Raw genomic sequence first — 23540 nt, 5'->3', positions numbered from 1 at the left:
CGAAGGTGATCATTCTGCGGCCACCGCGATGGCGCCGCGGGCCGCGATCGCCGCGCGGGTCGCCGGCAGCAGCTCGGCGCCGTACTGCACCGCATCCTCCAGCGGGTCGAAGCCGCGGATCAGGAAAGTGTCGACGCCTAGCGCATGGTAATCCGCCAGCGCATCCGCCACCTGTTCCGACGTGCCGACCAGGGCCGTGGTATTGGCACCGGCGCCGACCGCGGCTGCCACCTCTGTCCAGAGCCGCGCATCACGCACTCGGCCGCCAGCTGCGGCCTCTAGCAGCCGCTTCGAGCCGATGCTCTCCGGCTTCCGCCCGCCAGAGCCAACCGCGTCCGCACGCAATTCGCGGATGCGGGCGATGATGCGATCGGCGCGGGCCCAGGCGGCGTCCTCGGTCGCCGCCAGGACGGGGCGGAAGGACATGCTGAAGCGGATTGCCGCCGGGTCGCGGCCGGCCTTGGCCACGCTCGACCGCACGCGCGAGATCGTCTCCCGTGCCTGGTCGAGGGTCTCGCCCCAGAAGGCGTAGACATCGGCGATGCGGCCGGCGATGTCGATGGCGACATCCGACGACCCGCCGAAGAAGACTGGGATATGCGGCTGCTGGAGCGGCTTCACCTCGGCGAAACCCTCCTCAAAGCGGTAGTAGGTGCCGGCATGGCTGAAGGGCGTGTCGCTGGTCCAGAGCCGCTTTAGCAGCGCGACATATTCCTCCGACCGGGCATAGCGCTCGGCGTGGTCGAGCCAGTCGCCATCCTTGCGCTGCTCGGCGGAGCTGCCGCCGGAGATGATATGCACCGCGGCACGGCCGCCCGAAAGCTGGTCGAAGGTGGCGAATTGCCGGGCCGCGAGCGTCGGTGCGATGAAGCCGGGACGGTGCGCGACCATGAAGCCGATCCGGCTTGTCGCGGCAGCGGCGTGCGAGGCGACGAGCAACGCATCAGGCGCGGTGCTGCCCCAGGCGACCAGGATGCGGTCGAAGCCGGCCGCCTCATGCGCCTGGGCGAAGCGCTGGATGTAATCGGGATCGACCACAGCGCCGGCGGGTGGATGAAGTTCGGACTGCGCGCGATGCGCGATCATGCCGATGAACTGCAGCGGATGGGTCATGGGACAGGTCTCCTCGTTCAGGCGATGCGGAGGCGGCGCAGCGCGGCACCGATGGCGGCGTGATCGGCGGCGACGCGCCGGCCGAGCTCCGCGGGGCTGATCGGCTCCGGCTTCAGGCCGAAGCGGCGCAGCGCGGCAGCCACCTCCGCCTCCTCCAGGCTGTCGTTGAAGTCGCGGTTCAGCCGGGCGATCACCGGCTCCGGCGTGCCTCCCGGCGCGAAAAGGCCGAACCATCCGCTGCCCGGCCATTCGCGGCCGATGCCGAGCTCGCCCGCGGTCGGCAGGTCCGGGAAGGCGTCCCAGCGGTCCGGGCCGAGCGTCGCCAAGGCCCGCAGTCGGCCGGACTGCACATGCGGCGCGGCGATCGGGTCGATGATGAGGTGGCAATCGCCGGCGACGACGCTGTTGGCCGCCGGCGCGCTGCCGGGAAAGGGCACGTGCACCGCCTCGAACCGGCCCTCGTCAGCCAGCAGAGCCCCCCGCAGGTGGCCGGCCGAGCCGATGCCGGCGGAGCTGTAGTTCAGGAATCCGGGCCGCCGGCGGCCAAGGGCGATCAGCTCCGGCAGCGTCTGCACCGGGACCGAGGGATGCACCGCGACCAGGCTGTAGGCCTCGCCGGCCGAGGCGATGGGTGCCAGGTCGCGCAGTGGGTCGTAGCCGACCGCCGAGAGATGCGGCGCGATGGTCAGGTTGCCGGCCGAGGCGTTCAGCAGCGTATGGCCATCCGGCTTCGCCTCCGCGACCAGCCGGGCACCCACCGCGCCGCCGGCGCCCGCCTTGTTCTCCACCACCACCGGCACGCCCAGCCGCGGCCCGAGCGCCCGGGTCATGACGCGGGAGACGTTGTCGTTCGTCGCCCCCGGCGGGAAGGGCGAGACGTAGCGGATCGGTCGGTCAGGGAAGCCCTGCGCCCGGGTGACGAAGGGCGCGGCGAGGCTGGCGCCCAGCAGCAGGCGGCGGGCGATCATGGCGCGCGCTCCGCCAGCGCCGCGCGGCCGGCTGCCAGATGCGCTGCATCCGCGGCCGGTGCGTGCATGCGGGCGCATTGCACGTCCCGCCAGTGCCGCTCCAGCGGGTTGGCCCGGTCATGTGCGTGATTGCCGGCCAGCACCGTGCAGAGCTCCACCGCGCGCACGGCATTGTCCGCTAGCACCACCTTCAGCGCGCCGGATTCGGCGGTGGAAGGCGGCTGGCCGGCATCGGTCGCCAAGGCCAGCGCTTCAGCGATGCGCGCATTCGCGGCAATCAGCCCCTCGACCTGGCCGATCGATTCCTGGACGCGCCCCAGTGTGGCTAGCGACGCACCGAGGTTGCTCGGCTTGCGGGCGTGCAGAAAGCCGATGGTCCAGTCCCGCGCGGCGCGGGCGACGCCGGTATAGACCGCGGTCACCAGCACCGTGTTCCAGACCATCTGCGTCGCGTCCGGCCCGGCGCCCACGCCGGGCGCGGCCAAGCCGATGGCGTGCTCCGCCGGGATCGGCACGTCGCGGAACAGCACGTCGTGGCTGCAGGAGGCACGCAGGCCGAGATGGTCCCAGGTTTCGACGATCTCGATGCCCGGCGCCTCGGCTGACACCAAAAAGGTGCCGATGCGCGGTTCGGCCTCGTCGGTGCGGCCATGCACCTCGAGCCAGTGGAGGCCGGGGATACCGGTGCTGTAGCGCTTGTGGCCGGAGACGAGCCAACCCTCGGCAGTGCGGCGCGCGACGGTCGCGGGCAGGCCGCCGCGCGTGGGTGAGCCGAGCTCTGGCTCGACCCTCAGCGCGTTGATCAGCGCGCCCCTGGTGACCGCGTCACGTTGCACCCTCTGGCGCAGCGCCGCCGGCCAGGCCGGGCTGCGCGCGAGGGCGGCGTGCTTGATATACTGCATGGCCAGGACCAGCGCCGTCGCGGGGCAGGCGGCGCCGATCTGCGCCACCGCCTCGGCCGCCAGCCGCAGACCGGCACCGCTGCCGCCCAGCGCGGCAGGCACGGTCAACCCCGGAAGCCCTGCGTTGCGCAACAAAGCGAGGCTGTCGTGCGGGAAGGAGCCTTCGCGGTCGTGCCGCACAGCGGCGGCTGCAATGTCCGGCAGCAGCGCGGGCAGGGCCGTAAGCGGTGTGGCCTGGGCGTTCATCGCCGCGCTCCTCCGGTAGGTTGACCGCTGCTGCGGGCCAGCACGAGTCCTGCCACGCGCTGGGCTTCTGACGGGCTCGGGAATGTGGCGCCGTCGAGGTCTTCGACCACGGGGTCCGTGGCTACGAAGCGCCAAAGGGGGCCAAATGCGCCGGCGGCATGGGTAACAGCGACGCCGACGAAGCGTCCCTGCACCTCGATGGGGCGGGAATTATGCATGTGTCTGTCTCCCGGGCGCGCGGACGCGTCGGTCAGCAAGGGCTGTGATGAAGCGAGGGGCGCTGCGCGCCCGAGAGGCTCAGCGCCGACAGCGCATCCCCGGACAGGCAACGGCACGCCGCTTCTTGGCCGGAAGATGGCGCTTTAGCGCTTGATGACGCGGTGCAAGCTGCATCCTTCATATCCCGCGGCTTCGGCGCGGAATGCGCCGTCAACACCGGTATATATAGCGATCCGAGTTAGTTTTAAGTCAATCCGACAAAACGCTCTTTATGCGTGGAATATGGAAAACCCGATCACATTCTGTGTTACTGAGGCCTAGCAGGATTGGATTGGCTGGGGGTGAGTGTCCACTAGAGGCTGGCAGTCACCTGTCAGCGGCTGACCCCGCTTGATCCGCCACCAGGTACGCTAGCCACCGCCGCGTATGCCGCGCTGGAGGCCGCTGATCCGTCCAATGACAACCCGCCCGACGACACCCCTGCCCTCGCGCAGTCTCGCGGTTCCGAGTTCATGCGACGAGAAAGCGCGTTGGGTCAGGTGCTTGCGGGCGCCGATATGGTGAGACTGGCGCCTGCATCGCGCGACCGGGTCCTCATTCATGCGACTCTGCACGCCTGGGCCACTCTCGCGGTGATGGATCCATCCGGCGGTCCGGATCGAAGGCGGATCACGCAGTCGTCGCCGCACCTCTGTGTCGCTGGTCGCAGGATCGGGCCGGCGCATCGCTGAGGGCGTTGCCTATGGCTCAGCCTCTCGCCGACCGGCCACCTCCTCTGGAAACGCCGGACCACTCCTGGTCCGCGGCCGCCTGGCCTCATCATCCCAGTCGTCACCTCAGTCACTTCGGACCGCCACGCGAGGCCCCTTACCCCGCAGCGTCGTCGTCGGCCCGCCCGGTCCCGGCCACCCGCGCGAGCCCGGCCCGCGCCCTCCGGATCGCCTCGTCCATGGCCTGCATTGCCGCCTCCAGGTCGCCGTAGTCGAAGGCCCGCCGCTCGAGCGGCCCGGCGCGCGGCAGCGACGGCAGGACCTCGGGAGGCTCCTCCATCACGGCCGGCACCTCGCGTGGCCGGCCCCTCCCCCGCCCGGGCAGCGGCCGGCGCGGCGGCGCCGCCGCCTGTCGCAGGGGCGCAAGGCCCGCGAGGCCGAAGAGGCGGCGGCTGTGGCGGTGCGTCACCTCCACCGCGACCTCTAGCCGGACGAGCTCGTCGAGAATGGCGCAGGCCGCCTTCACCGACATCTCCAGCGCAGCCGCCAGCGTCGTGGCCGAGACGAGCGGGATGGCAGCAAGCAGGTCCACCGCCGCGGGCGCACGCGAGGTCCGGCGCCGCCCAGCGGCCACCACCGCCCGCGCGGCGAGCCATCGCCGCTCCATCTCGACGAGCAGGTCGAGCGCCGCCCCCGCCTCCGCGACGACCGCCCGCAGGAAGCTACGGACCCAGAGCGCCGGATCCCAGGACTGGTCAGGCCCGAGCGCGGCCGCCCCGGTGATCGGCAGCGGGGCGCGGAGCACGCCCACCCTGCCCCAGCGCCGCACCAGGGCCGCGCGCAGCGGCGGGCGCGTCCCGCCGCGCTCGAGCCAGAGCCAGGCGCCCCAGGCGGCATCAAGCAGCGGGACGCCGTAGGGGCGCTGCCCGTCGAGCGCGGCCAGGGCAGCCAGGACCTGCTCCTCCGCGTCGGCGTCGGGTGCGGCGAGCCAGCGGTGATAGTCGAGGGCAAGGCGCGCAGCGTCCTGCAGCGCACCCGCGTCCCTCACCCACTCGCTGTCCCGCATTGCCCGCAGCGGCAGGCCTTCCAGCGTGGCGGCGAGATGCCAGGGATCGATCAGGTGCCCGTCCGCGGCGGCCTGGCGCCGGGCCGCGTCGAGCCGGGTCCGGTGCAGCAGGGCCGGCCGCAATGGATGCAGGGCGGTGGCCGCGTCGAGCCGCGCGAGCGCGGCGCTGGCCGCGGACAGCGCCGCCAGCAGGGCCGGGTCTCCGAGGTGTGGGGGCGTGTCAGGCCGTTTGCTCGACAGCAGCGACACCGGTGGCTCCCCTCCCCCAATCCACGCTGATTTACCTTGAACAGGCTTTCACTTCAAATAATCCTTTTTTCAAAATCAGCCCCCGTCTGGGTGTCTCGTCGCAGGGCGTCACGGTTCCTGGCAAGACCCGCGGCATCACAGCGAGGCTGCTGTCAGGGCTGGAAATGCGGCCGGACAGGCGCTGTGCAGCGCGTCACGAACGCCCCGGCACGACGCCCCGGACGCGGCAGAATGCTGGTGCGACAAGGGTTTGAGCGTGGTCCCACGACGGCGCCCCGGCGCCCGCCCCGGGCGCTTCGGCAGCAGGGTGGGGCGGGTGGCCGGGCACTGGCGCGGGCTCTTGATGCGCGATCAAAGGACCCTTTGGCGCCACGTGCTGAGTGCCAACTGGCCTTTTGACTGCTGTCCCATCCTTCTCGGCCAGCACAAGGCCGCCGAAGGCGCCTGGGGCAGGTAGACGGCGCACCTTTTCCCTGAAATTCCGGTTTTCCGCGCGGCACAAACGTTCGTTTGCCAGCCACTTCCCTGCGCTGCATAACAGCCGCCCGAACGGCACGGACACACGATGGCGCTGCTGGGTTACGCGCGGGTCTCAACCCAGGGCCAGGACCTCGAGCCGCAGCTGCGGGCGCTGCGCGCGGCGGGGTGCACCGCGATCTTCGAGGAGAAGGCCTCGGGCACCAGCCGGGCCCGCCCCGAACTGGCGCGGCTCCTCGACCGCCTGCGCCGCGGCGATACCCTGGTGGTGGTCCGCATCGACCGGCTCGCCCGCTCCCTCGCCCATCTACTGCAGGTGATCGAGCGCATCCGCGAGGCCGGCGCCCACTTCCGCTCCCTCGGCGACCCGATCGACACCGCCGGCCCGAGCGGGATGCTGGTGCTGCAGATCATGGGCGCCATCGCCCAGTTCGAGCGCGCCCTCATCGTCGAGCGCACCAAGGCAGGGCTCGCCGCCGCCCGGGCGAGCGGCCGGGTGGGCGGCAATCCCGGCCTGCGGGCGCGCGATCCCGCGGTGCTGGGCAAGCTCGCCACCGCGCGCGAGCGGACCCGCCTCGCCGACCTGCTGCCCGGGGCCGACGAATGGCTCGGCACGGTGCGGCGGCTGCGGCCCGCGACGTCCTGGGAGGACGTCACCCAGGCCGTCAACGCGGCGCTGCCGCCGGATCGGCGGCGCTTCACGCGGGACCGGCTGGTGCGCGCCGTCCGGCTCTTCGTCCAGGAGGAGCTGGCCGAGCCGGCGCTGCTGGAGGGGGCCGCCCGCCGCCCGCGCCGCGATCCGCGGGCGCGGCGCGCCATGGAACTGGCCGCCTCCTTCCTGCGCGGGCGGCCGAAGGCAACCCTGGCCGAGGTCGGGGCGGAGCTGGCGCGCATGGGCGTGCAGCCGCGGAGTGGCGGCCCCTGGGCCGCCTCCTCAGTCAAGGCCCTGCTCGACCGCGCCCGCGGAGCCGGCCTACTCGGGGAGGGCCACGGCCAGAGGCGGCAGCGCACGACGTCCCCGGAGGCACGCCGGCCGCGTGGAACACCTAGCGCATGAGGGGGAACGGCGGTGCCGTTCAGGCACCATCCCGAGGCGGGCTCCTGACCCCTGGAGGTTCGGCTCCGAACCTCCTTCTCGCACAGGATCGCACGGGCAGGGCTTAGGCCTGCTCTGGGATCTGCAAGGCCCCGCGCGCGGCTGAAGTTGCCCGCCATACCCTTCGACCTGCACAACCTGGTCCGCGTCCCCTGGGAGATCCTGAAGCTCGGCGGCGAGGTCCCCCCCCCCGCGCAATCTCCGGCAGCGCTACCCGGAGCTCGACCTTGCCGTCGCGGTCGACACCGGCGAGGACGGAATGGCAGGCGGCGCCGTCAGCCCGGCCCCAACCAAGCAGCGCTCCGCAGCACCGGTCCGGGGCAAGCCCAGGGGCCCCAGGGCTGGAGTGGCCGGCAGCAAGCGGCCACGCTGACCACGACACCCCGCACCGTCGCCAGGTCAGCCGACGACAGCGATCAGGGCACGTATATTGGGCGAATATTGGGCGAATGCCCCGATTCACTACGCGACGACACGAATCCGGAAACGCAACACTCGCCCACTTCGCAGCGCCACACGCAACGACGGACGCGCGCTCGCACGCCCGGCTGGAGGCCATCGCCGACCTGCTCGACAGCCGCTGGCGCATCCCCGGCACCGGGATCCGCTTCGGGGCGGACGCGCTCCTGAGCCTGCTGCCTGGCCTGAGACCGGTCGTGTCCACCGCGCTTCGGCCACCCTGATCTGGGCGTCGCGCCGACTGAGGGTCTCGGCCAGGACGGCGCTGCGCACGGTCGGCGATTTGGGGCTGGACGCGGTGATCAGCGCGGTCCCGGTGGCAGGTTCGGTCGGTGACGTCTTCTTCCGGGCCAACCTGCGCAACATGGCGCTGCTCCGGAAGCACCTCGCGCGGGGAGCCTGATCGCCCGCCACCCGCCGTGGCGGTCTGCGCCGAGAGGAGGCCGGGAGCATGGGGCAGACAGCGCCGCCTCTGGAGCCGTCGAGGGCAGGCGCGACAGGCGCGCTCTTCAGGCCTCCGTCTTGTGCCGCGGGCCGCTGATGTCCAGCGGCACAACCTCCAGCCCAAGCCGCTTGGCCACGGCCTGCAGGGCCGCTACGTCGCCGGCGCGCCACTGCCGGCAGCCCAGCAGGCTCACCGCCTCGGTCGTGGGCAGGCCGACTGCGGCACCGATCGCCGCCGGCGTGGTGACGCCCTGGTCCTCCAGGTGGGTGTTAATCGTGTAGCGCAGGCGGATGGCCATCAGCCGCTCGGCCTGCCGGATGGGGTCGCGCATGCCCCTACCCTACCGCCTCGCCACGGCGACGGCCAGCACCCTCCCACAGTAGACTTGGATGGCAAACAGCTGGGCCGTCGCAGGTCACCACGGGTCTGGCGGGCGCGGAACGGAGTTTACCAACGGTACCGCGTCCTGACCACCTGTCGGTTCGAGGTCGAGCGCCAAGCGAAGTTTCGCCATCTCGGCTAGCTGGCTCCCACCGTGGCGACAAGAAGCGCGAGGGCATACTCGGGCGCATCGGCAAGAGGAGCGCGGCTCACGCCTCCACGCGCCGCCGCTGACCTCGTGCAGTATCTATCTCCCTGACCTCATCATGACGGCGTTGTTCTCAGCATACCAGGGGATGGTCGGGACTGTTCATGGATTGGCAGCCCAGGAGCTTGCCAGTGGTGCCCGCCCCTGCCCCGGCTGGACTCTTGTGACGCTGCTCCGAGGAGAGCGCAGACTGGACTCTTGTGATTTTTGCTCTACTGACCGCCCGGACCCAGAAGCTATTTGGCGTTTCATGCCACATCGAGAGGCGCCCCCCCCCCGCTCGGCGCTGTAGATCGTGATCCCTGCGAATGCCGCCGCCGACCACATGCCCTGGGTGACCCGCTGCCAATCCGCCCCGGCGCCGTGCGACAGCGTGCTGGACTCTTGTGACTCACGCGGTCCCGAGTCGCGGTGGGCGTAAGGCTAAGGCGCACCGTGACGTCCCGGAGTTGCCCACCGCTGCTAAGCTGAACTCTTGTGATAGAAGCCTTGGACTCCTGCGATGGAGATCGCCGACCATCAATAGGTTAGCAGGTTATCCCCTGGACTGTTGTGAGCATACTAATAGAGATAACAAATATCTTTCCTAGTATTCTCCGATCACAGGAGTCCAAGTGGACGTGACATGGGCTTACCCGGCAACGTGCTGGTCAGTGCGGAATCGGATGGCTCTGGAGGAGTGGCATTGTGGCCGCGGTGCACAAGCTCATTGAGGAGCTGGGTCGACAGGGGGCTCTGAAGGCAGCCGAGACAGATGCCGACCGTCGCGCTGTCGAAGCCGCAATCGCGTATATGAGCGACGAGGAAGCTGGGATCGGCTTCCTCTATAGCGGCTGGTGCCAAGCTGCACTTCCCCACAAGCGGCTGGCCGACGATGCAGTTTGGAAGGTGCAGACCGAGCGCGTCACACTTGTCGTCGAGCCAGGCCGTCGAAACCTTGCTGGCGACGACACATCATTCTGTGGAGTCCCGTTTGGATCGAGGGCGCGCCTGATCCTGCTCTACCTACAGTCGGAAGCTCTGCGCACCAACTCCCGAGATATCGAACTCGGCCGCTCTCTGCACGCTTGGCTCGGGCGTCTCGGCATCCCAATCGGAGGCAAGAGCTTCAAAGACGTCCGTGAGCAGGCTGATCGCCTCTCACGTTGCCGGCTCACTTTTCATGTGCAGCAGGGAGGTCGCGCCGGCCTGATGAACCAAAATATCGTTGATGCAGCCATGTTCGTAGACGACGACAGCGCGCAGGGCAGCCTATTCGTCGAGACAGCACGACTTTCAGAGACCTTTTTCGAGCAACTAAGAAAGCACCCCGTCCCGCTCGAGGAAGCAGCGATCCGGGCTATCAGCAACAACAGCCAAGCACTCGACATTTATTGCTGGCTGGCATACCGGCTCCATGTTCTACCTCAAGCGCGGACTGTCAGCTGGCCAGCGCTTTATGCTCAGTTCGGTAGTTCGTACAAGAAGTTAGCGCATTTCAAAATGCGGTTCGTTGATTCGCTAAAGGTCGCCACGGCTGTTTACCGAGAAGCTGAGGTTGAACTCGAGAGCAAGGGACTCGTACTGAAGCCCTCGCGCCCACCGATTGCGCCAAAAATCATCTCTGCCACCGGTAGTCCGATCACAAGAGTCCAGCCGGCTACGGTTTGACTGCCCGTTTTCGAAGTCACGGCGCTGGCAGCCGCATGCGGTTGGGATGTGCGAGGCGGTGGAGCATGAGGCGGATGGCGGCCAGGGTGACCATCGTCTCCGAGACCTCGGGCAGGCCCTCGTAGTCGCGGGAGAGCCTGCGCCAGCGGCCGAACCAGCCGAGCGTTCTTTCGACGACCCAGCGCCGGGGCTGCACGACGAAGCCGGTGGTACCGGCGGGGCGCCGGACGATGATCAGCGCCAGGCCGGCCAGGAAGCAGGCGAGCAGGGCGGCGAGCCGGTTGTAGATGCTGTCGGCGAAGATGACGCGCAGCCAGGCATAGAGCGGCTTCACGCGCCTCAGCAGGTCTCCGAGGCCGTCGGCGTCCTGGATGTCGGCTGCATGCACGACGACGCCGAGCAGCAGCCCGTCCACATCCACTGCAACATGACGCTTGCGCCCCTTCAGGCGCTTGGCACCATCCCAGCCGCGCGGGCCGCCAGCCTCCGTGGTCTTGACGCTTTGGGTGTCGACCACCGCTGCCGTGGGGCTGGCTTCCCGGCCAGCGCCTTGGCGCAGCACGACCATGAGGTGGTGGCGGATAGTCTCCCACACGCCATCCCGCAGGAACGCGCGCAGGTAGCCATAGACCGTCTGCCATGGTGGGAACGCCGGTGGTGGTGGCAGATGCCGCCACTGGCACCCGGTGCGGACCAGGTAGAACAACCCGTCCAGCAGGTTGCGGGGATCCGTCGAGCGTGGCCGACCGCCGGGCTTGGCGGGTGGGATCAGCGGCTCGAGCAGCCGGAACTGCTCATCGGTCAGGGCCTGGCCGGACCCGAAATCCCCAACCAAAGCGCGATCAGCCGGCGTCCACATGGCGGCATCCCAGTCGGAAACCGCCCGCAACGCCCTCCAAAGCGTCAGGATCAGGCCGTCAGGCCGACACCATCACCCCTTCAAAAACGGGGTCTGAGACCGGAGACGCTGCCTCGAATCGCAAGAGTCCAGCTATTGTCCACCGCGCCTAATTTTGCAGTTCGGCTATTACAGCTCAGGCCTCTGTCCCCAACTGGCGCAACTCCTCGTCGATACGCGCGAGCCGCTCAAGCAGCCGGGTTTTCTCATCGAGTAGCACACGCCGAGGGTCATCCAGAACTGGCCGCCTGCCTCGCTTCCATGTGAGAACAGCACTACGGCTCGTTCGCGGTGAAACCAGTCCGTCTTTTTCGGCCTCAGGCAGCAATCCCTCCTCGTCTAGCCGAACAATCTCGTAAGCTGCTGAATACGCAAGTGGCAGGCGGTCCTGGGGCACTTTGCCTTCATCCACGAACCGTGCGACTGCACACATCCGGCTGGCAGTCGCGGGCGAGAATGGCATTGCGCAACGTCCGTCAACGATCCGGAAAAGCGCCGCGTAAACCGGGGGATGCTCCTCGCGGAGGCGCAATAGCCTCCGGCCGACCTTGACGGCCTCGTCGCGCATGTTTCCAAAGTGACGGCTAACGTCACGGACAACGCTCGTTATGCGGGTGAAGGCCTCCTCAGGAAGTTCGATCTGTGCACTGCGCAGGCTGGATCGGACTGCATCCTCGATCTCAGTGGCGGTTCGGGCAGCGCTCTCATACCCCTCAACCCTGTCATCGGCGACGGGAGTGGCAACCGCTGCGGGCACATTATCTTTCACGGTGAAAGGCGCTGGCTGCCGACGCGAGCCAAGGGCAATGGTCTGGCGGGCTTTCAGCATGACAAGCACCCTCGCGTGAACTTCCAGACGCCATTTATCTCGGCCAAACCGGCAGCATCCCCGAGTTCCGCGACAGCCGAGCCGGCATCGAAGGCCCGCCAAACCTCATCGCGCATCGTAATTTCGACTGGGCAGAGTGGCCCGTACTCTGCGAGCTCCGCCCTAGCCTCCCGGAGGCTGGTGCGATTCTTAACAACTTTGTTAAGAAGCCAAATCGACTTGAGGCCGCTCTTTCGGAACTGCCCCATGAAGTCGATAACCTTGCCATAGCTTGGTCGCTCGGGCGGTGTCGGGATGATGATTAGGTCCATCCGAGGCACCAGTGACGCCAGCACTGCCTGTAAGTTCGGGTCAATGCCAGGCGGCATATCGAAAACCGCCAACTCGTAGTCCCGCTCAGTCTGGTCGAGGACCGCTTCCCATTCGTCCAGGGGTGCCGGGCCGACATCGACTTGCGCCATGTCAGCCATGGATGGATGCTGCGCTCGCGCCTCGAACCAAGTTGTCAGGCTCTTCTGCCCATCGAAGTCGACGCCAATCACCTTGAAGCCGTCCTGTGCGGCAGAGACGAGGAGGTTCGAAGCGACGGTCGTCTTACCCATTCCCCCTTTACTCGCAAACAGCATCACGCGCTTGCAGGTACGTGCATTCCCCTTCTGCATCTGAGCTCCCCCAGCTGTACGACGCCTCGGGAGAGTAGCTACCCATGGAACGATTAGAAAGTGGGAAACAGCTGCCAAACGGAAGCTGGCAGATCTTTCACGGTGAAAGAGGACCACGCTCCCGGGCGGCAGCACAAGATTTGAAACGGCCCGCGCCGGCAAAGGGATAGCACCCGAGACGTAGTTCTGCAGCCCGCACTACGCCACGCCACCGGGCGATCTACTCCGTCTGGAAGTCGGCCAGCTCAGCTCTGCCTTTCTTAGGAGTCGTCCGCCGATAACCGCATCGGCTGGACCCACTTCCGCTAGCAAATTCAAGCGTCCTGCCGAAGCGGCGTCGAGAGGTTATCCTCGGACGGCCCCTTAGCTTGCGCATAGCGGCTCGGGCAGCCAAATCTCGGCGCCGGCGCTCCTCTGCTAGGATCATCCTCAATGCCGGACGCCCCAGACTCGGGGCGTTACCACGGGACCCTATGTCGAAAGCAGATAGTCTTCTCCTCGTCCGAATTAGACGAGGTTCGGCCTCCACGACTATTGCGACCATCGTCGAGCGGCGCTCGATGGGCTCCACGAGCCAGCCCTTCCGTGCCCTGATGCGGGTATGGCGGATGACCGCGCTCGCCCCGAGCACCAGGAGGCTGCGCAGGTAGCGGTCGCCGGTTTTGGAAATGCCGCTCTGCCGCGGCTTCCCGGCAGTGCTGTTCCGCTTCGGCATGAGGCCAATCCAAGCCTCGAAGTGCCGCGCCGAGGCGAAGTTCGAGACGTCGCCGACGGTGGCGACGATTGCCGACGCCGTGATCGGACCGATGCCGGGGACCGCCGCGAGGCGCCGACTGGCGTCGCTCTCCTTGTGCCCGACAAGGATCGCCGTCTCGATCTCCTCCACTCGCTTCCCGAGCGCCTCCAGCTCCGCCGCCAAGCCGCGCAACGCCTGCCGAGCCAAAGGCGGCACGGTGGTCTCATCCTCGCCGAGCAGAACCGCCAGCAGGTCTGCGACGTGGCTCATGCCTGGTGGCGCCACGATGCCTGCCAAGTGCCCGCGGAGCGCATTTACAAGCGCAGTGGGCTGCCGAACCAGGAGATCCCGGGTCCAATGCAACACCAGCACTGCCTGCTGCTCTGCTGTTTTCACCGGCACGAAACGCATCGTGGGCCGGGTCACCGCTTCGCAGATCGCTTCTGCATCGGCCGAGCCGGTCTTGCCGCGGGCGGGCTCGCCGGGGAAGTGGGCGACCTCGTGGCGGCTAATGAAGTCGAGCCCGGCCAGGGTAAGGATGCGGTTGCGGTCGAGCGAGCGTTGGAACGAGAAGTCGATCCCGGTGAGCACCTTGATATTGAGCAGCCGGCCTATCTTGAGCGCCGACCGCGGCGCCATGCCCATTCGTTGACGGCCAATACCTGCACGGGCGGCTTCGGCTGCGGCAAGGCGCAGACCACGGCGCGCTCTTCATTAATGGCCTTCCAGGGTAGCCGGCCAGGGCCCGGAGCTTGCCGAAGGCGGTCCTGCTGATGTCCCGCGGCGGGAAGGCGCAAGCTCGTCGGAAGGCATCGTCGGCAGCAGAGTCCCAACTCTCGGCGCCACTGCGCGGATCCACCGAACGGCTCCCGGCGATGCGCAGCCAGGCGTTTGTGGCGAGGACCTCACGCGGGGCTTCCGGCTCGCGGTCGGCTACCTGTTGTGCGGGCACGCCGGCACTCCTTGACGCTGCAAGGACCGAGGCCGCGACGAAGCCCGCGCGTACGAGTGGGGCGAAGTCACGTCAGGCCGTGTCGGGCTCGCGGCGCCGCAGGCCGGTGACTCAGGCGACCACTTAGGCGCCTTCGTCTTCTAGCGTGAGCGTCTCCCGGAGGACGATCTGCGTGCCGGCTTCCGCCGCCGGCCGCACCGAGCCCAGCGTCTCCGGGTCCTTGGCGATCACGTGGTTCGCCGCGAAGAGGATCGTTGGCGTCGAGCGGTAGTTCGTCTCGAGCTTGACCCGCTCGGGGGAGGGTTAGTCCTGCCGGAAGCGGCGGATATGGCGCGCCTCGGCAACGGGCCAGCCATAGATCGCCTGCCCGTCGTTGCCGACCGTGAAGAAACCTGCGCCAGTCGCCAGCCAGGACGAGGCGAGGGGCTTCTGCCGTCACAGCGTCCCGCTGCTCGGCGTTTTAGTCCCTCAAAGTGGGGCCATTCTCCTTGGGACACCGGCGCAGCGCTCCGCCTGAAGCAGCAGGCCACGCGCAAGCCGGGTCATGAGGCTGCTCTGCTGAGCCGCACCACGGGCGCTTTCCATATGGTCCTGCTCCGGTTCGGCCCTCAAATTTGAACCCGCCAAAGTGGCTTCAAAATTGAAGATGAGTTCTTATAATGTTCCCTATCAGCCCACAAGGCAGGGGACATGGCCCGAATCGCTCGCGACGAGTACCCGACGATCCAGCACCTGGTGGACGTCGAGGGCAAGAAGGTGGCCGAGGTGGCCGCCAGCTATGGCTGCACGCCGGCGAACATCTACGCCATTCTCGGCAAGGTCCGTCGGCTGACGGCTGAGGCAAGCCCGCAGTCTGACCCGACGCCACCCGGCACACCGGTTCTTGCTGAGGCTGAAGCGCCGGCAGAATCGTCACCGACCACGGATCCAGCTTCACCCCCGGCTCTTGCTGCCGATCTGTTCGCCGATCTGCCTGAGCAGACTGCACCGAGACAGACAGGCCCCGCGGCAACCAAAGACGGTCCGGCGTCGTGGGGGCCGACCACCGCCGCCGAGCCTGGCCCAGTGGCTGCGGCGCCACCATCGGAGACCAGGAAGCAGGAACAGATGGTAACGGCGCCGGCACCCGCCCCGGCGAGAGCGCCGTCCCGTCGGGTCGACCGGGAAGCCCCGCCCACCTCCAGCACCTCGCGACCTGGATCGAGGAGCGGGAAGGGGACAGGGGTCGCGCTCTTGATGCGGACCTCCGACGGTGAGGAGACCGCCCATCCCTTCCGCTCGCTCGAGGAATTGCTGTCGGCCTCCAAGCCGATCCTCCGCTCCGCCGCGCGCAGTTCCGAGCCGATCTGGTTTTCCATCCAGCAGGTCGACCTGTATGCCTTCGCGGCAGACGACTTCTGAGGGCCACGAGAGTGATGCGGCCTCTCCCTTTGACCTCGGGAGCGATATCGACGGCGCGCATCGCGCCTGGTTGCTGCGTTCGGCCTCTGCACCCTTCGCAGACTGGCATTGAAGGGCTCTGGGGACACTGAGAGCATGGCGTCGAGGAAGACCGTCACCTTGGACAACCTGACGGTGCTCGGCGTGGAGCGTCTCGCCGCAATCCTCATGGAACTCGCGGAGGGTGATGCCGAGGTCAAGCGGCGCCTGCGCCTGGAACTGGCCGCGCAGTCCGGCGGCGATACCATTGCTGCCGAGATCGGCAAGCGCATCACTACCCTGAGGTCCGCGCGGTCCTTTATCGACTGGCAGAAGCGCCGTGACTTCGTCAAGGATCTCGACTTGCAGCGGGCGATGATTGTCGACCGGGTGGCCCAGAGCCGCGCTGACCTGGCGCTCGACCTGATGTGGCGGTTCATGGACCTGGCCGAGCCGGTGCTGAACCGCGTCGATGATAGCAATGGCTCGGTCGGGGATGTGTTCAGGACCGCATGCGAGGACCTCGGTGCGATCGCAGCCAAGGCCAAGCCCGACCCGGTGAGTCTCGCAGATCGCGTCTTCGCTGCCGTGACCGACAATGACTACGGCGTTTTCGATGGCCTGGTGAGGATCATGCTCCCGGCGCTCGGTGATGTGGGTGCAGCCCATCTGAAGGACCGGCTGACGCGGGCGCTGGCTGATCGGTCCAGGAAGCCGGGCGAGCGGGACTACCACGCGCTTGTGCTGCGTTCTGCGCTCCAGACACTGGCGGACGGCCAGGCGGACGTGGACGCCTACATTGCATTGGTGCCGCCCGAGGAGCGGCGTATGCCGCACCAGGGCGCGGAGATTGGCCGCCGCCTGCTCGCCGCCGGCCGGGCGAGCGAAGCGCTTGCCATGCTGGAAGGGGCGAGACCGAAGCGGAGCGCGACCAGGGGCGGGCGCGACGACGACCTGTTCCTCATTGGATTTCCCGCCGACAATGCCTGGGAGGAGACCTACATTGAGGCGCTAGAGGTCACGGCGAAGAAGGACGAGGCGCAACGGCTCCGCTGGGCAGCGTTCGAGCAGCGGCTTTCGGCCGACCAGCTGCGCGCCTACCTGAAGCGGCTGCCAGACTTCGAGGATGTCGAGGCCGAGGAGCGGGCCATGCAACACGCCCTCGGCTTCAGGAGCTTCTCCGCCGCGCTTGGCTTCCTCATGAGCTGGCCGGATCAGGCCCGGGCTGCCCAGCTCGTGCTCACGCGGGCCTCCGAGATCAACGGTAACCTGTATGAGTTGCTCGAGCCGGCAGCGCGGCTGATCGAGGGCAAGCACCCGCTGGCGGCGACCCTGCTCCGGCGCGCGATGATCGACGATACCCTCGATGGCGTGAAGTCCACTCGCTACAAGCACGCCGCGCGGCACCTCCGCGAATGCCGGTCACTTGCAGCTGGCATCCGGGACTCTGGGGCATTTGAGACGCACGAGGCGTTTGTCGGCCGCCTGCGCGCCAGACACGGCCGGAAAACCGGCTTCTGGAGTCAAGTGAGCGAGGTGGCCGGCGATGGCGGCTGAAGTCAACCCTATGCCAAGGGCCAATGTGCCGGACTTGGCGGTCTGGCGTCTGGCAATCACCTGCGGTCTGCTCTGCTCCTGGCGTGTCTCACGCAGCCATATGATCTCCTGCGCAAGATGAACGTCGCGGTCGCCTCGGGACCGAGCCCGATGATGCTGGCCCACGCTGCCGTCCGTGCGACTGCGCGAGGTCACCTCGTCCTGTACCGGGTGGGCGAGTTCTATGAGGTGCTCGGCGAGGATGCGCCCTTGGTCTCGCGGGCGCTCGGCCTGCAGCTCACGCGTCGGCGGCAGAAGGACGCGCCCGATGTGCCGATGTGCGGCATCCCGGCTGGCTCGGCCGAGGGCATGGTCGCCCGGCTTCTCGCGGCCGGCCACAAGGTCGCCATCTCCGAGCAGCCGCCTGAGCCTGGCGGCGCGCGGCCCCTGCGCCTGCTCACCCCAGGCACCACGGTCGATGACGCCGTGCTCGCCGCAGGGCGCCCCAACGCCCTCGCTGTCGCACTCGCGGCGGGACAGGCGGTGGGTTTCGCCTTCATCGACCTCTCGACCGGCGAGACCGGCACCCTGCTGGCCTCGCTCGACGGCTCCGGCCCGGCGCTCGCCCGCATCGGTCCAGCCGAAGTGCTGATTGCCCGCTGGCCGGAAGGCTCGGAGGCCCTCGCGATGGCAGTGCGCAGCCAGGGCGCGCCCTTCGCCGATCTACCGGCCGACCCACCGGATGCCGCGGCTACAGCCGGGGCGCTTGCTGCGGCCTACGGCGAGCGGTGGCAGGAGACGCTGCAGGGCTTCTCGCCTCCGGAGCTGGCCGCCCTCGCCGCCCTGCTGCTGCACATCCGGTCGACGACCGGCCGGCTACCCGAGGCGCCGCTGCCGCCGCGCCGGGCGCCGTTCGGTGACACCATGGAGATCGATGCCCCGACCCTGCGCGGCCTGGAGGTGCTCTCGTCCGCCTCTGGACCAGAGGGGGCGCTGCTCGCCGTCATTGACCGCACCGTCACCGCCGCTGGCGCCCGCCTGCTCACGCGCCAGCTGGCGGCCCCACTGACCAGCCCCGAGACGATCCGCCGCCGCTTGGCCATGGTGCGCTTCCTGGTCGGGACGCCGCCGGTGCGTGTCGCCTGCCGCGACGAGCTGTCCGGCATGCCGGACGCGCTGCGTGCCTGCGGCCGGCTCGCCATGGGCAGCGGTGGGCCTCGTGACCTCGCCGCAGCCCGGGACGCACTGCGCCAGGCCACGGCCGCCGCGGCGGTCCTGACGGGCACGCCAGACACGCCGGCCCCGCTCGCAGCCACCGCCCGCGAGCTCGCTGCGGCGGGGCAGGGGGCCTGTGGCGACCTCGCCGCCGTGCTGACGCGTGCCCTTGTCCCCGTGCTGCCGGCCTCGGCTGAGGCGGGCGGCTACGTCGCCGAGGGGCACAGCCGCGACCTCGACGAGGTGCGCCGTGTGGTCACCTCGCTCATGGCCGAGATCGAGGCATTGCAGCCGCGCTACGCCGCCGAGACGGGCGTCAAAGCCCTGCGGATCCGGGCCAACAACGCCATTGGCTGGCACGTCGAGGTGCCGGCAGGGCAGGCGGCGGCGCTCGGCAGCGGCTTCGTCCTGCGCCAGGGGCTGGCCTCGACGACGCGCTTCACGACCGCGGAGCTCGACCGTCAGGCCTCGGCGCTGGAGACTGCCCGGGAGCGGGCGCTCCACCTCGAGCGTGCCGCCTTCGAGGAGCTGCGCCGCCGGACACTCGCCGTGCGGGCCGAGATGGCGCGGGTCTGCCACGCCGCAGCCGCGCTCGATCTCGTCTGTGGGCTGGCCCAGGCGGCGGCGGAGTACCTGTGGTCTGAACCCGAGCTCGACGAGAGCACCGGGCTCGACATCGAGGACGGCCGCCACCCGGTGGCGGAGCCGCTCCTGGAGGCGCAGGGCCGCACCTTTGAGCCGAACGGCTGCCACCTCGGCGAGGGCAGCCGCCTCTGGCTGCTCACCGGCCCGAACATGGCGGGCAAGAGCACCTTCCTGCGCCAGGTGGCGCTGATCGTGCTCATGGCCCAGATCGGCTCGTTCGTGCCGGCCCGGCGCGCCCGGATCGGCATTGTCGACAAGCTCTTCAGCCGGATCGGCGCCTCGGACGACCTCGCGGCGGGGCGCAGCACCTTCATGGTGGAGATGCTCGAGACGGCGGCGATCCTGAACCAGGCGACGCCGCGCTCCCTGGTCATTCTGGACGAGGTTGGGCGCGGCACCTCGACGCACGATGGACTGGCCATCGCGCAGGCCGCGATGGAGCACCTGCACGACTTGGGATGCCGCACCCTGTTCTCGACCCACTACCATGAACTGGCGGATGCGGCCGAGGCGATGCCGCACGCGGTCTGCATGGCGATGGAAGCCTCCGCCGGGCGGCGTGGCGCTGTGTTCAGCTACCGCGTTGTCCCCGGACGCGCGGGGCGGTCCTATGGCCTGAAGGTGGCGGCCCTGGCGGGTTTGCCCGCGGCCGTGTTGCACCGGGCCGAGCAGCTCCTGGCACAACACTCCGGCCTTTCATGTGATCACAAACAGGATCTACAGTAAGCATCGCTCCCCAATCCGGATTTTCGTCGCAAATTCCGCTTGCATAAATTATATGTATAATGTTCTTCATAAAAAATAGCTGGAGATAACCTATATTTATTATATATTTCTAATAAATTTGTGTCGGAGATTTGCTGATCAATGATACAAGGCACACGATGACGGCTAGACTCAAATACCAATTGCCGTGCGGTTTCGTTGCTGACCAGGATGCCGCTCGCTACCAGCATCTCCTCGATCATGCGCAAGCCGAGCGGGAAGCGGAAGTAGAGCCAAACCGCCTAGCTAGCTGATGACCTCTACTGGAAATCGATGGTCGGCATTGGGGGGGCTTGGCGGCTGGCGAGGTCATTCCGGACGCCCTCCCGACCAAAGTCAGCTTGCTAAGCAGACGGTGCCCTCCGCGCCAGCCTCGTCCTCGGCATGCCAATTCGATCGGCCCGAAGGCAACAAGTTGACTGTGAGCTTCAAGGCAATCGATGCGGAAGGCTTGGCTAGTCGTCACCCATGGCCCTGGCGATTTCCGCCAACGCGCTGAACTCGTCGAAGGCGGTGAACCTCGTCATCTTGGACGTGTGCTCGAGGGTAACGTCCCTGGCGAGCATCACGTCAGGGTCGTCCATGCGCACCCCGTTCACGAGCGGTGCCTTCTTCACCCCACTGGCCAAGCCCGACAGCTCCTGCAGCAGGTAATCCCTGGTGGCAGGCCGTCGGCACACGATCAGCACCTTGACCCCGTAGACCTCGTCGCCTTGAAGCTCCCTGAGATGGTCCCCATTCATCGGACAGCTTGGCGGCCTGGATAAGCTCGGTCCTGGTTTCCGTCAGGCCGCCAGTTTCGTCACCGCATTGGCCCCATACGCCTCGTCCGGGGTACTGCCGTCCAGGCCAGAATGTGGGCGTCTGGTATTGTAGTAATCGATCCACTTCGACAGCCCAGCCCGCAGTTCCGAGCCGGTCTCGAAGGCATGCAGGTAGACGCACTCGTACTTCAGGCTGCGCCACAGCCGCTCGATGAACACGTTGTCCATCCAGCGACCCCGGCCATCCATGGAGATCCGCACCCCGGCCTGCTGCAGCAGGCCCGTGAACCGCGGCGAGGTGAACTGGCTGCCCTGGTCGGTATTGAAGATCTCCGGCCGCCCGAACCGCGCCAAGGCCTCTTCCAGCACCTCCAGGCAGAACTCCACCTCCATGGTGTTCGACACCCGCCAGGACAGCACCTTGCGCGTCGCCCAGTCCATCACCGCGACCAGGTAGAGGAAGCCGCGCCGCATCGGCAGGTACGTAATGTCGGCGCACCAGACCCGGTTGGGGTGGTCGATCACCAGATCCCGCAGCAGGTAGGGAAAGACCCGGTGCTCAGGGTTCGGCACCGTCGTCCGCGGCCGCTGGTAGATTGGCGCCAGGCCCATCTTCGCCATCAGACGCCGGATGCGCTTGCGGCCGACCACATAACCCTCGCGCCGCAGGTGCCGCGCCATCTGCCGCGAGCCGTACCAGGGCGTCTCCAGGAACTGCGCGTCGATCAGCCGCATCAGCTCGAGGTTCAGCGCCGTCTCGCCCGCAGGCCGGTGGTAGAACCCCGATCGGCTGATCGAGACCAGCTCGCACTGTCGCACCACCGACAGATGGGGATGCGCCGGCTCAATCATCTGGCGTCGCCGGTCCAGACTCATCGACCGGACGCTTTCGCCAAAAAATCCCGTTCCACCAGCAGCTGCCCAATCTTCGCGTGCAGCTTGTCGACCTCCGCCTCGGCCGCCTTGGCGCTTTCCGGCGCCGCTGCCTTACCGGAGAACACTGCCGTCAGCCCTTCCATGGCCTGTCGCTTCCATTCGCCGACCATCGTCTGGTGAATGCCGTGCTTGGCCGCCAGCTGCGCTGTCGTCAGCTCACCCCGCAGCGCCTCCAGCGCCACCTTCGCCTTGAAATCCGCTGAATACCGCGTCCGCTTGCCCGTCATCCGGGTCCGTCCTTCTCACAGGCGAACCGAGCTTACCCGCCTGTCCGAAATCCGGGGACCATCTCACCCTGTCGGGGCTCCAGGCGATGTAGACCTTTTCGATGTCGGTGTGCACCTTGTAATCCTCGGTGCCGTCAAGCAGCGTCCTTCCGAATGCCTTCTCGACCTTCTTGTGGAACTGCCGCTTGTGCAGGCGGCGGTCCAGTTCGTCGGGCAGCGCGATCCGGGCATAGTAGCGGGCGATCCAGCCCTGGAACGCTTTGAGCGCGGCCTCTAGTACCTGAATCTCGGCAGGCCGCATCTGCCGGAGGAATGCGGTCGGCAGGATGGCGCGGCGAGAGACATCGACGCGGATGCCGCGACGCCGCAGCAGATCATCCTCGCCGCCGAGGTCACCACCGAGGCCAACGACGTCCAGCAGCTCAAGCCGATGTTCGATCGCGTCCAGGCCGTGGTCGAGATGGTGATGGGCGAGGACGCCGTGCTCGGCGCCGCGGCGGCCGACGCGGGCTACTGGTCGGAGGACAACGCCGCCAGCCAGACCGCGGAATGCGAACTGTTCATCGCCACCCGCCAGGACCGCCAGCAGCGTGCCGAGTTGCGCGAAGCGGCGCCACCTCGCGGGCGCATGCCGAAGGGGCTGTCGGCCCGCGAGCGTATGCAGCGCAAGCTGCGCACCAAGCGCGGCCGCGCCATCTACCGTCAGCGCGGTGCCTCGGTGGAGCCGGTGTTCGGCCAGATGAAGGAGTGCCAGGATGCCGGCTGCTTCAGCATGCGCGGCCTTGCCGCCTGTCACGGCGAATGGCACCTGCAGGCCGCCACCCACAACTTGCGCAAGCTACACCGGGAGTCTGTCCGCCGCGCCAGATCGGCCGCCGCGCGGCATCCCAACGGCTAGCGGACCGAGCAGCAAGCCGCCGAAACCACGCCAAGGGCGTCTACCCGCGACCCTCAACCGCTTCAAACGGCAGCGCCCAGCCATTCAGCAACAGGCTCTGCAGTTTTGAGAATCTTTGGACGCCAAGGACCACGGCTCCGTAATTACCCACCCCCTCTGACTTCTGCGGCGGAGCGGTCAGGCCGTGACGGTCGTCAGGATGGCGCCAAAGACGCTGGTGTTCGGCGCGAGGCGGGCGGTGGCGACCACGGTGCGGACGTCCGCCTCGCCCTGAGCGGCCCACATCGCGCGATAGCCGTTGGTGACCTTGCGCTGGACCACGGCGGGGCGGAGGTCGCGCTCGCAGGCGTTGTTCGTCGCCCCGACCTGGCCAGGCCAGTCGACAAAGGTCAGGAGCTGGTCACGCGCTCGCCGCAGCTTCGCTTGCAGCGCCCGCGTCAGCTCGCAGCCGCTGAGGGTTGCCAGGATCACGTCCAGCCTGCGTTCGAGGGCGCGCCGCTTGGCAGCCAGGGTGGAGGCGGCCAGGCCGGCGGCGGTGTCGGCCAAGTCGAAGGCTGAGTTCAGCCAGAGCTTGAGCCGGAACGGCACTGGGTCGTCGCTGGCCTCGAGGGCGTACGCCACGTCGCGCGCCAGATGTGCCAGGCAGGTCTGCTGGGCCAAGCCATGGCCTTGCTGCGCCGCGTAGCGATCCGAAAGCCAGACCGCGGGGCGGTGCCCGTCCATCCATGGCGCGCACGACGGAGGCGGCGCGGGTCGGCGCGGCCTGGTGCACCACGGCGTCCTGGCAGCGGAACACCCAATGGTAGCCGGAGCAGCCCTCGATCCGCACACCGGTCTTATCCGAGGCCACCACTTCAGCACGGCGCAGC

The 23540-nt window shown here is 68.1% G+C and carries 18 protein-coding genes and 4 pseudogenes; 7 read left to right on the top strand and 15 right to left on the bottom strand.

What is annotated here, in order from left to right:
* Nucleotides 1-9: 9 nt before the first annotated feature.
* The 4 genes from E2C06_RS21750 to E2C06_RS21730 form a co-directional block, all read right to left on the bottom strand.
* Entirely contained in the window at nucleotides 10-1113 is a 1104-nt protein-coding gene (locus tag E2C06_RS21750) for an LLM class flavin-dependent oxidoreductase (protein ID WP_133290714.1), read from the bottom strand.
* 17 nt (nucleotides 1114-1130) lie between these two features.
* Nucleotides 1131-2081: a Bug family tripartite tricarboxylate transporter substrate binding protein gene (locus tag E2C06_RS21745; RefSeq protein ID WP_165982548.1), complete on the bottom strand. Its 951-nt coding sequence runs from the start codon at nucleotides 2079-2081 to the stop codon at nucleotides 1131-1133.
* Nucleotides 2078-3229, bottom strand: coding sequence for an acyl-CoA dehydrogenase family protein (locus E2C06_RS21740; RefSeq protein WP_133290712.1), 1152 nt, complete (start codon nucleotides 3227-3229; stop codon nucleotides 2078-2080). Before E2C06_RS21740 ends, E2C06_RS21745 begins: the two co-directional genes overlap by 4 nt.
* A 1086-nt stretch (nucleotides 3230-4315) precedes the next feature.
* Nucleotides 4316-5473, bottom strand: a complete 1158-nt coding sequence (locus E2C06_RS21730; protein WP_193560489.1) for a hypothetical protein — start codon at nucleotides 5471-5473, stop codon at nucleotides 4316-4318.
* A 565-nt stretch (nucleotides 5474-6038) separates the two neighbouring features.
* On the opposite strand from E2C06_RS21730, the gene E2C06_RS21725 reads away from it, so the two are divergent.
* Complete coding sequence (locus E2C06_RS21725; protein ID WP_133290710.1) at nucleotides 6039-7007, top strand: recombinase family protein; 969 nt, start codon at nucleotides 6039-6041, stop codon at nucleotides 7005-7007.
* Between the two features lie 488 nt (nucleotides 7008-7495).
* Nucleotides 7496-7908, top strand: a pseudogene (locus E2C06_RS40830) (DUF4112 domain-containing protein).
* Nucleotides 7909-8014: 106 nt separating this feature from the next.
* Here the strand turns inward: E2C06_RS40830 and E2C06_RS21715 are convergent.
* Nucleotides 8015-8281: a hypothetical protein gene (locus tag E2C06_RS21715; protein ID WP_133290709.1), complete on the bottom strand. Its 267-nt coding sequence runs from the start codon at nucleotides 8279-8281 to the stop codon at nucleotides 8015-8017.
* Between the two features lie 945 nt (nucleotides 8282-9226).
* On the opposite strand from E2C06_RS21715, the gene E2C06_RS21710 reads away from it, so the two are divergent.
* Nucleotides 9227-10189, top strand: a complete 963-nt coding sequence (locus E2C06_RS21710) for a replication protein RepA (RefSeq protein ID WP_193560488.1) — start codon at nucleotides 9227-9229, stop codon at nucleotides 10187-10189.
* A 16-nt stretch (nucleotides 10190-10205) separates the two neighbouring features.
* Here E2C06_RS21710 and E2C06_RS21705 read toward each other — a convergent pair whose 3' ends face one another.
* The 5 genes and pseudogenes from E2C06_RS21705 to E2C06_RS39580 form a co-directional block, all read right to left on the bottom strand.
* On the bottom strand, nucleotides 10206-11048 hold the full coding sequence (locus E2C06_RS21705) for an IS5 family transposase (RefSeq protein WP_133290707.1): 843 nt from the start codon (nucleotides 11046-11048) through the stop codon (nucleotides 10206-10208).
* A 175-nt stretch (nucleotides 11049-11223) separates the two neighbouring features.
* Nucleotides 11224-11916 (bottom strand): hypothetical protein, encoded by a 693-nt coding sequence (locus E2C06_RS21700; RefSeq protein ID WP_133290706.1) that lies wholly within the window; start codon nucleotides 11914-11916, stop codon nucleotides 11224-11226.
* On the bottom strand, nucleotides 11910-12578 hold the full coding sequence (locus E2C06_RS21695) for a ParA family protein (RefSeq protein WP_133290705.1): 669 nt from the start codon (nucleotides 12576-12578) through the stop codon (nucleotides 11910-11912). The genes E2C06_RS21700 and E2C06_RS21695 overlap by 7 nt, the downstream gene beginning before the upstream one ends.
* 220 nt (nucleotides 12579-12798) lie before the next feature.
* A complete protein-coding gene (locus E2C06_RS21690; RefSeq protein WP_133290704.1) occupies nucleotides 12799-13953 on the bottom strand; it encodes an IS110 family RNA-guided transposase in 1155 nt (384 codons plus the stop codon).
* A 436-nt stretch (nucleotides 13954-14389) separates the two neighbouring features.
* Nucleotides 14390-14542, bottom strand: a pseudogene (locus E2C06_RS39580) (hypothetical protein); the annotation flags it as partial.
* 414 nt (nucleotides 14543-14956) lie between these two features.
* Between E2C06_RS39580 and E2C06_RS21685 the strand changes: the two are divergent.
* From E2C06_RS21685 to mutS, 3 genes are all read left to right on the top strand, one after another.
* Complete coding sequence (locus E2C06_RS21685; protein ID WP_133290703.1) at nucleotides 14957-15667, top strand: hypothetical protein; 711 nt, start codon at nucleotides 14957-14959, stop codon at nucleotides 15665-15667.
* A 135-nt stretch (nucleotides 15668-15802) separates the two neighbouring features.
* The gene (locus E2C06_RS21680; protein WP_133290702.1) at nucleotides 15803-17242 is read left to right on the top strand and encodes a DUF6880 family protein; all 1440 of its coding nucleotides are present in this window, start codon (nucleotides 15803-15805) and stop codon (nucleotides 17240-17242) included.
* 117 nt (nucleotides 17243-17359) lie between these two features.
* Nucleotides 17360-19807 (top strand): DNA mismatch repair protein MutS, encoded by a 2448-nt coding sequence (gene mutS / locus E2C06_RS21675; protein ID WP_133290701.1) that lies wholly within the window; start codon nucleotides 17360-17362, stop codon nucleotides 19805-19807.
* 182 nt (nucleotides 19808-19989) lie between these two features.
* On the opposite strand, the pseudogene E2C06_RS21670 reads toward mutS, so the two are convergent.
* The 4 genes and pseudogenes from E2C06_RS21670 to E2C06_RS40825 all read right to left on the bottom strand — a co-directional run.
* Nucleotides 19990-20088: pseudogene (locus E2C06_RS21670) on the bottom strand (IS6 family transposase); the annotation flags it as partial.
* 213 nt (nucleotides 20089-20301) lie between these two features.
* On the bottom strand, nucleotides 20302-20589 hold the full coding sequence (locus tag E2C06_RS21665; RefSeq protein WP_133290700.1) for a hypothetical protein: 288 nt from the start codon (nucleotides 20587-20589) through the stop codon (nucleotides 20302-20304).
* 42 nt (nucleotides 20590-20631) lie between these two features.
* A protein-coding gene (locus tag E2C06_RS21660) for an IS3 family transposase (protein ID WP_133290699.1) occupies nucleotides 20632-21773 on the bottom strand; the annotation gives its coding sequence in 2 pieces (ribosomal slippage) (nucleotides 20632-21497 and nucleotides 21497-21773; 1143 coding nt in all).
* Complete coding sequence (locus tag E2C06_RS40825) at nucleotides 21703-22074, bottom strand: hypothetical protein (protein WP_369126542.1); 372 nt, start codon at nucleotides 22072-22074, stop codon at nucleotides 21703-21705. The genes E2C06_RS21660 and E2C06_RS40825 overlap by 71 nt, the downstream gene beginning before the upstream one ends.
* Nucleotides 22075-22203: 129 nt before the next feature.
* Here E2C06_RS40825 and E2C06_RS40820 point away from each other — a divergent pair, with 129 nt between their 5' ends.
* The gene (locus E2C06_RS40820) at nucleotides 22204-22671 is read left to right on the top strand and encodes a transposase (RefSeq protein ID WP_369126541.1); all 468 of its coding nucleotides are present in this window, start codon (nucleotides 22204-22206) and stop codon (nucleotides 22669-22671) included.
* Between the two features lie 177 nt (nucleotides 22672-22848).
* On the opposite strand, the pseudogene E2C06_RS21650 reads toward E2C06_RS40820, so the two are convergent.
* Nucleotides 22849-23540: pseudogene (locus E2C06_RS21650) on the bottom strand (IS66 family transposase); the annotation flags it as partial.

Origin of the sequence: Dankookia rubra, assembly GCF_004355005.1 — a bacterium.
GTDB lineage: Bacteria > Pseudomonadota > Alphaproteobacteria > Acetobacterales > Acetobacteraceae > Paracraurococcus > Paracraurococcus ruber_A.
This window is presented reverse-complemented; position numbering and strand designations above follow the sequence as displayed.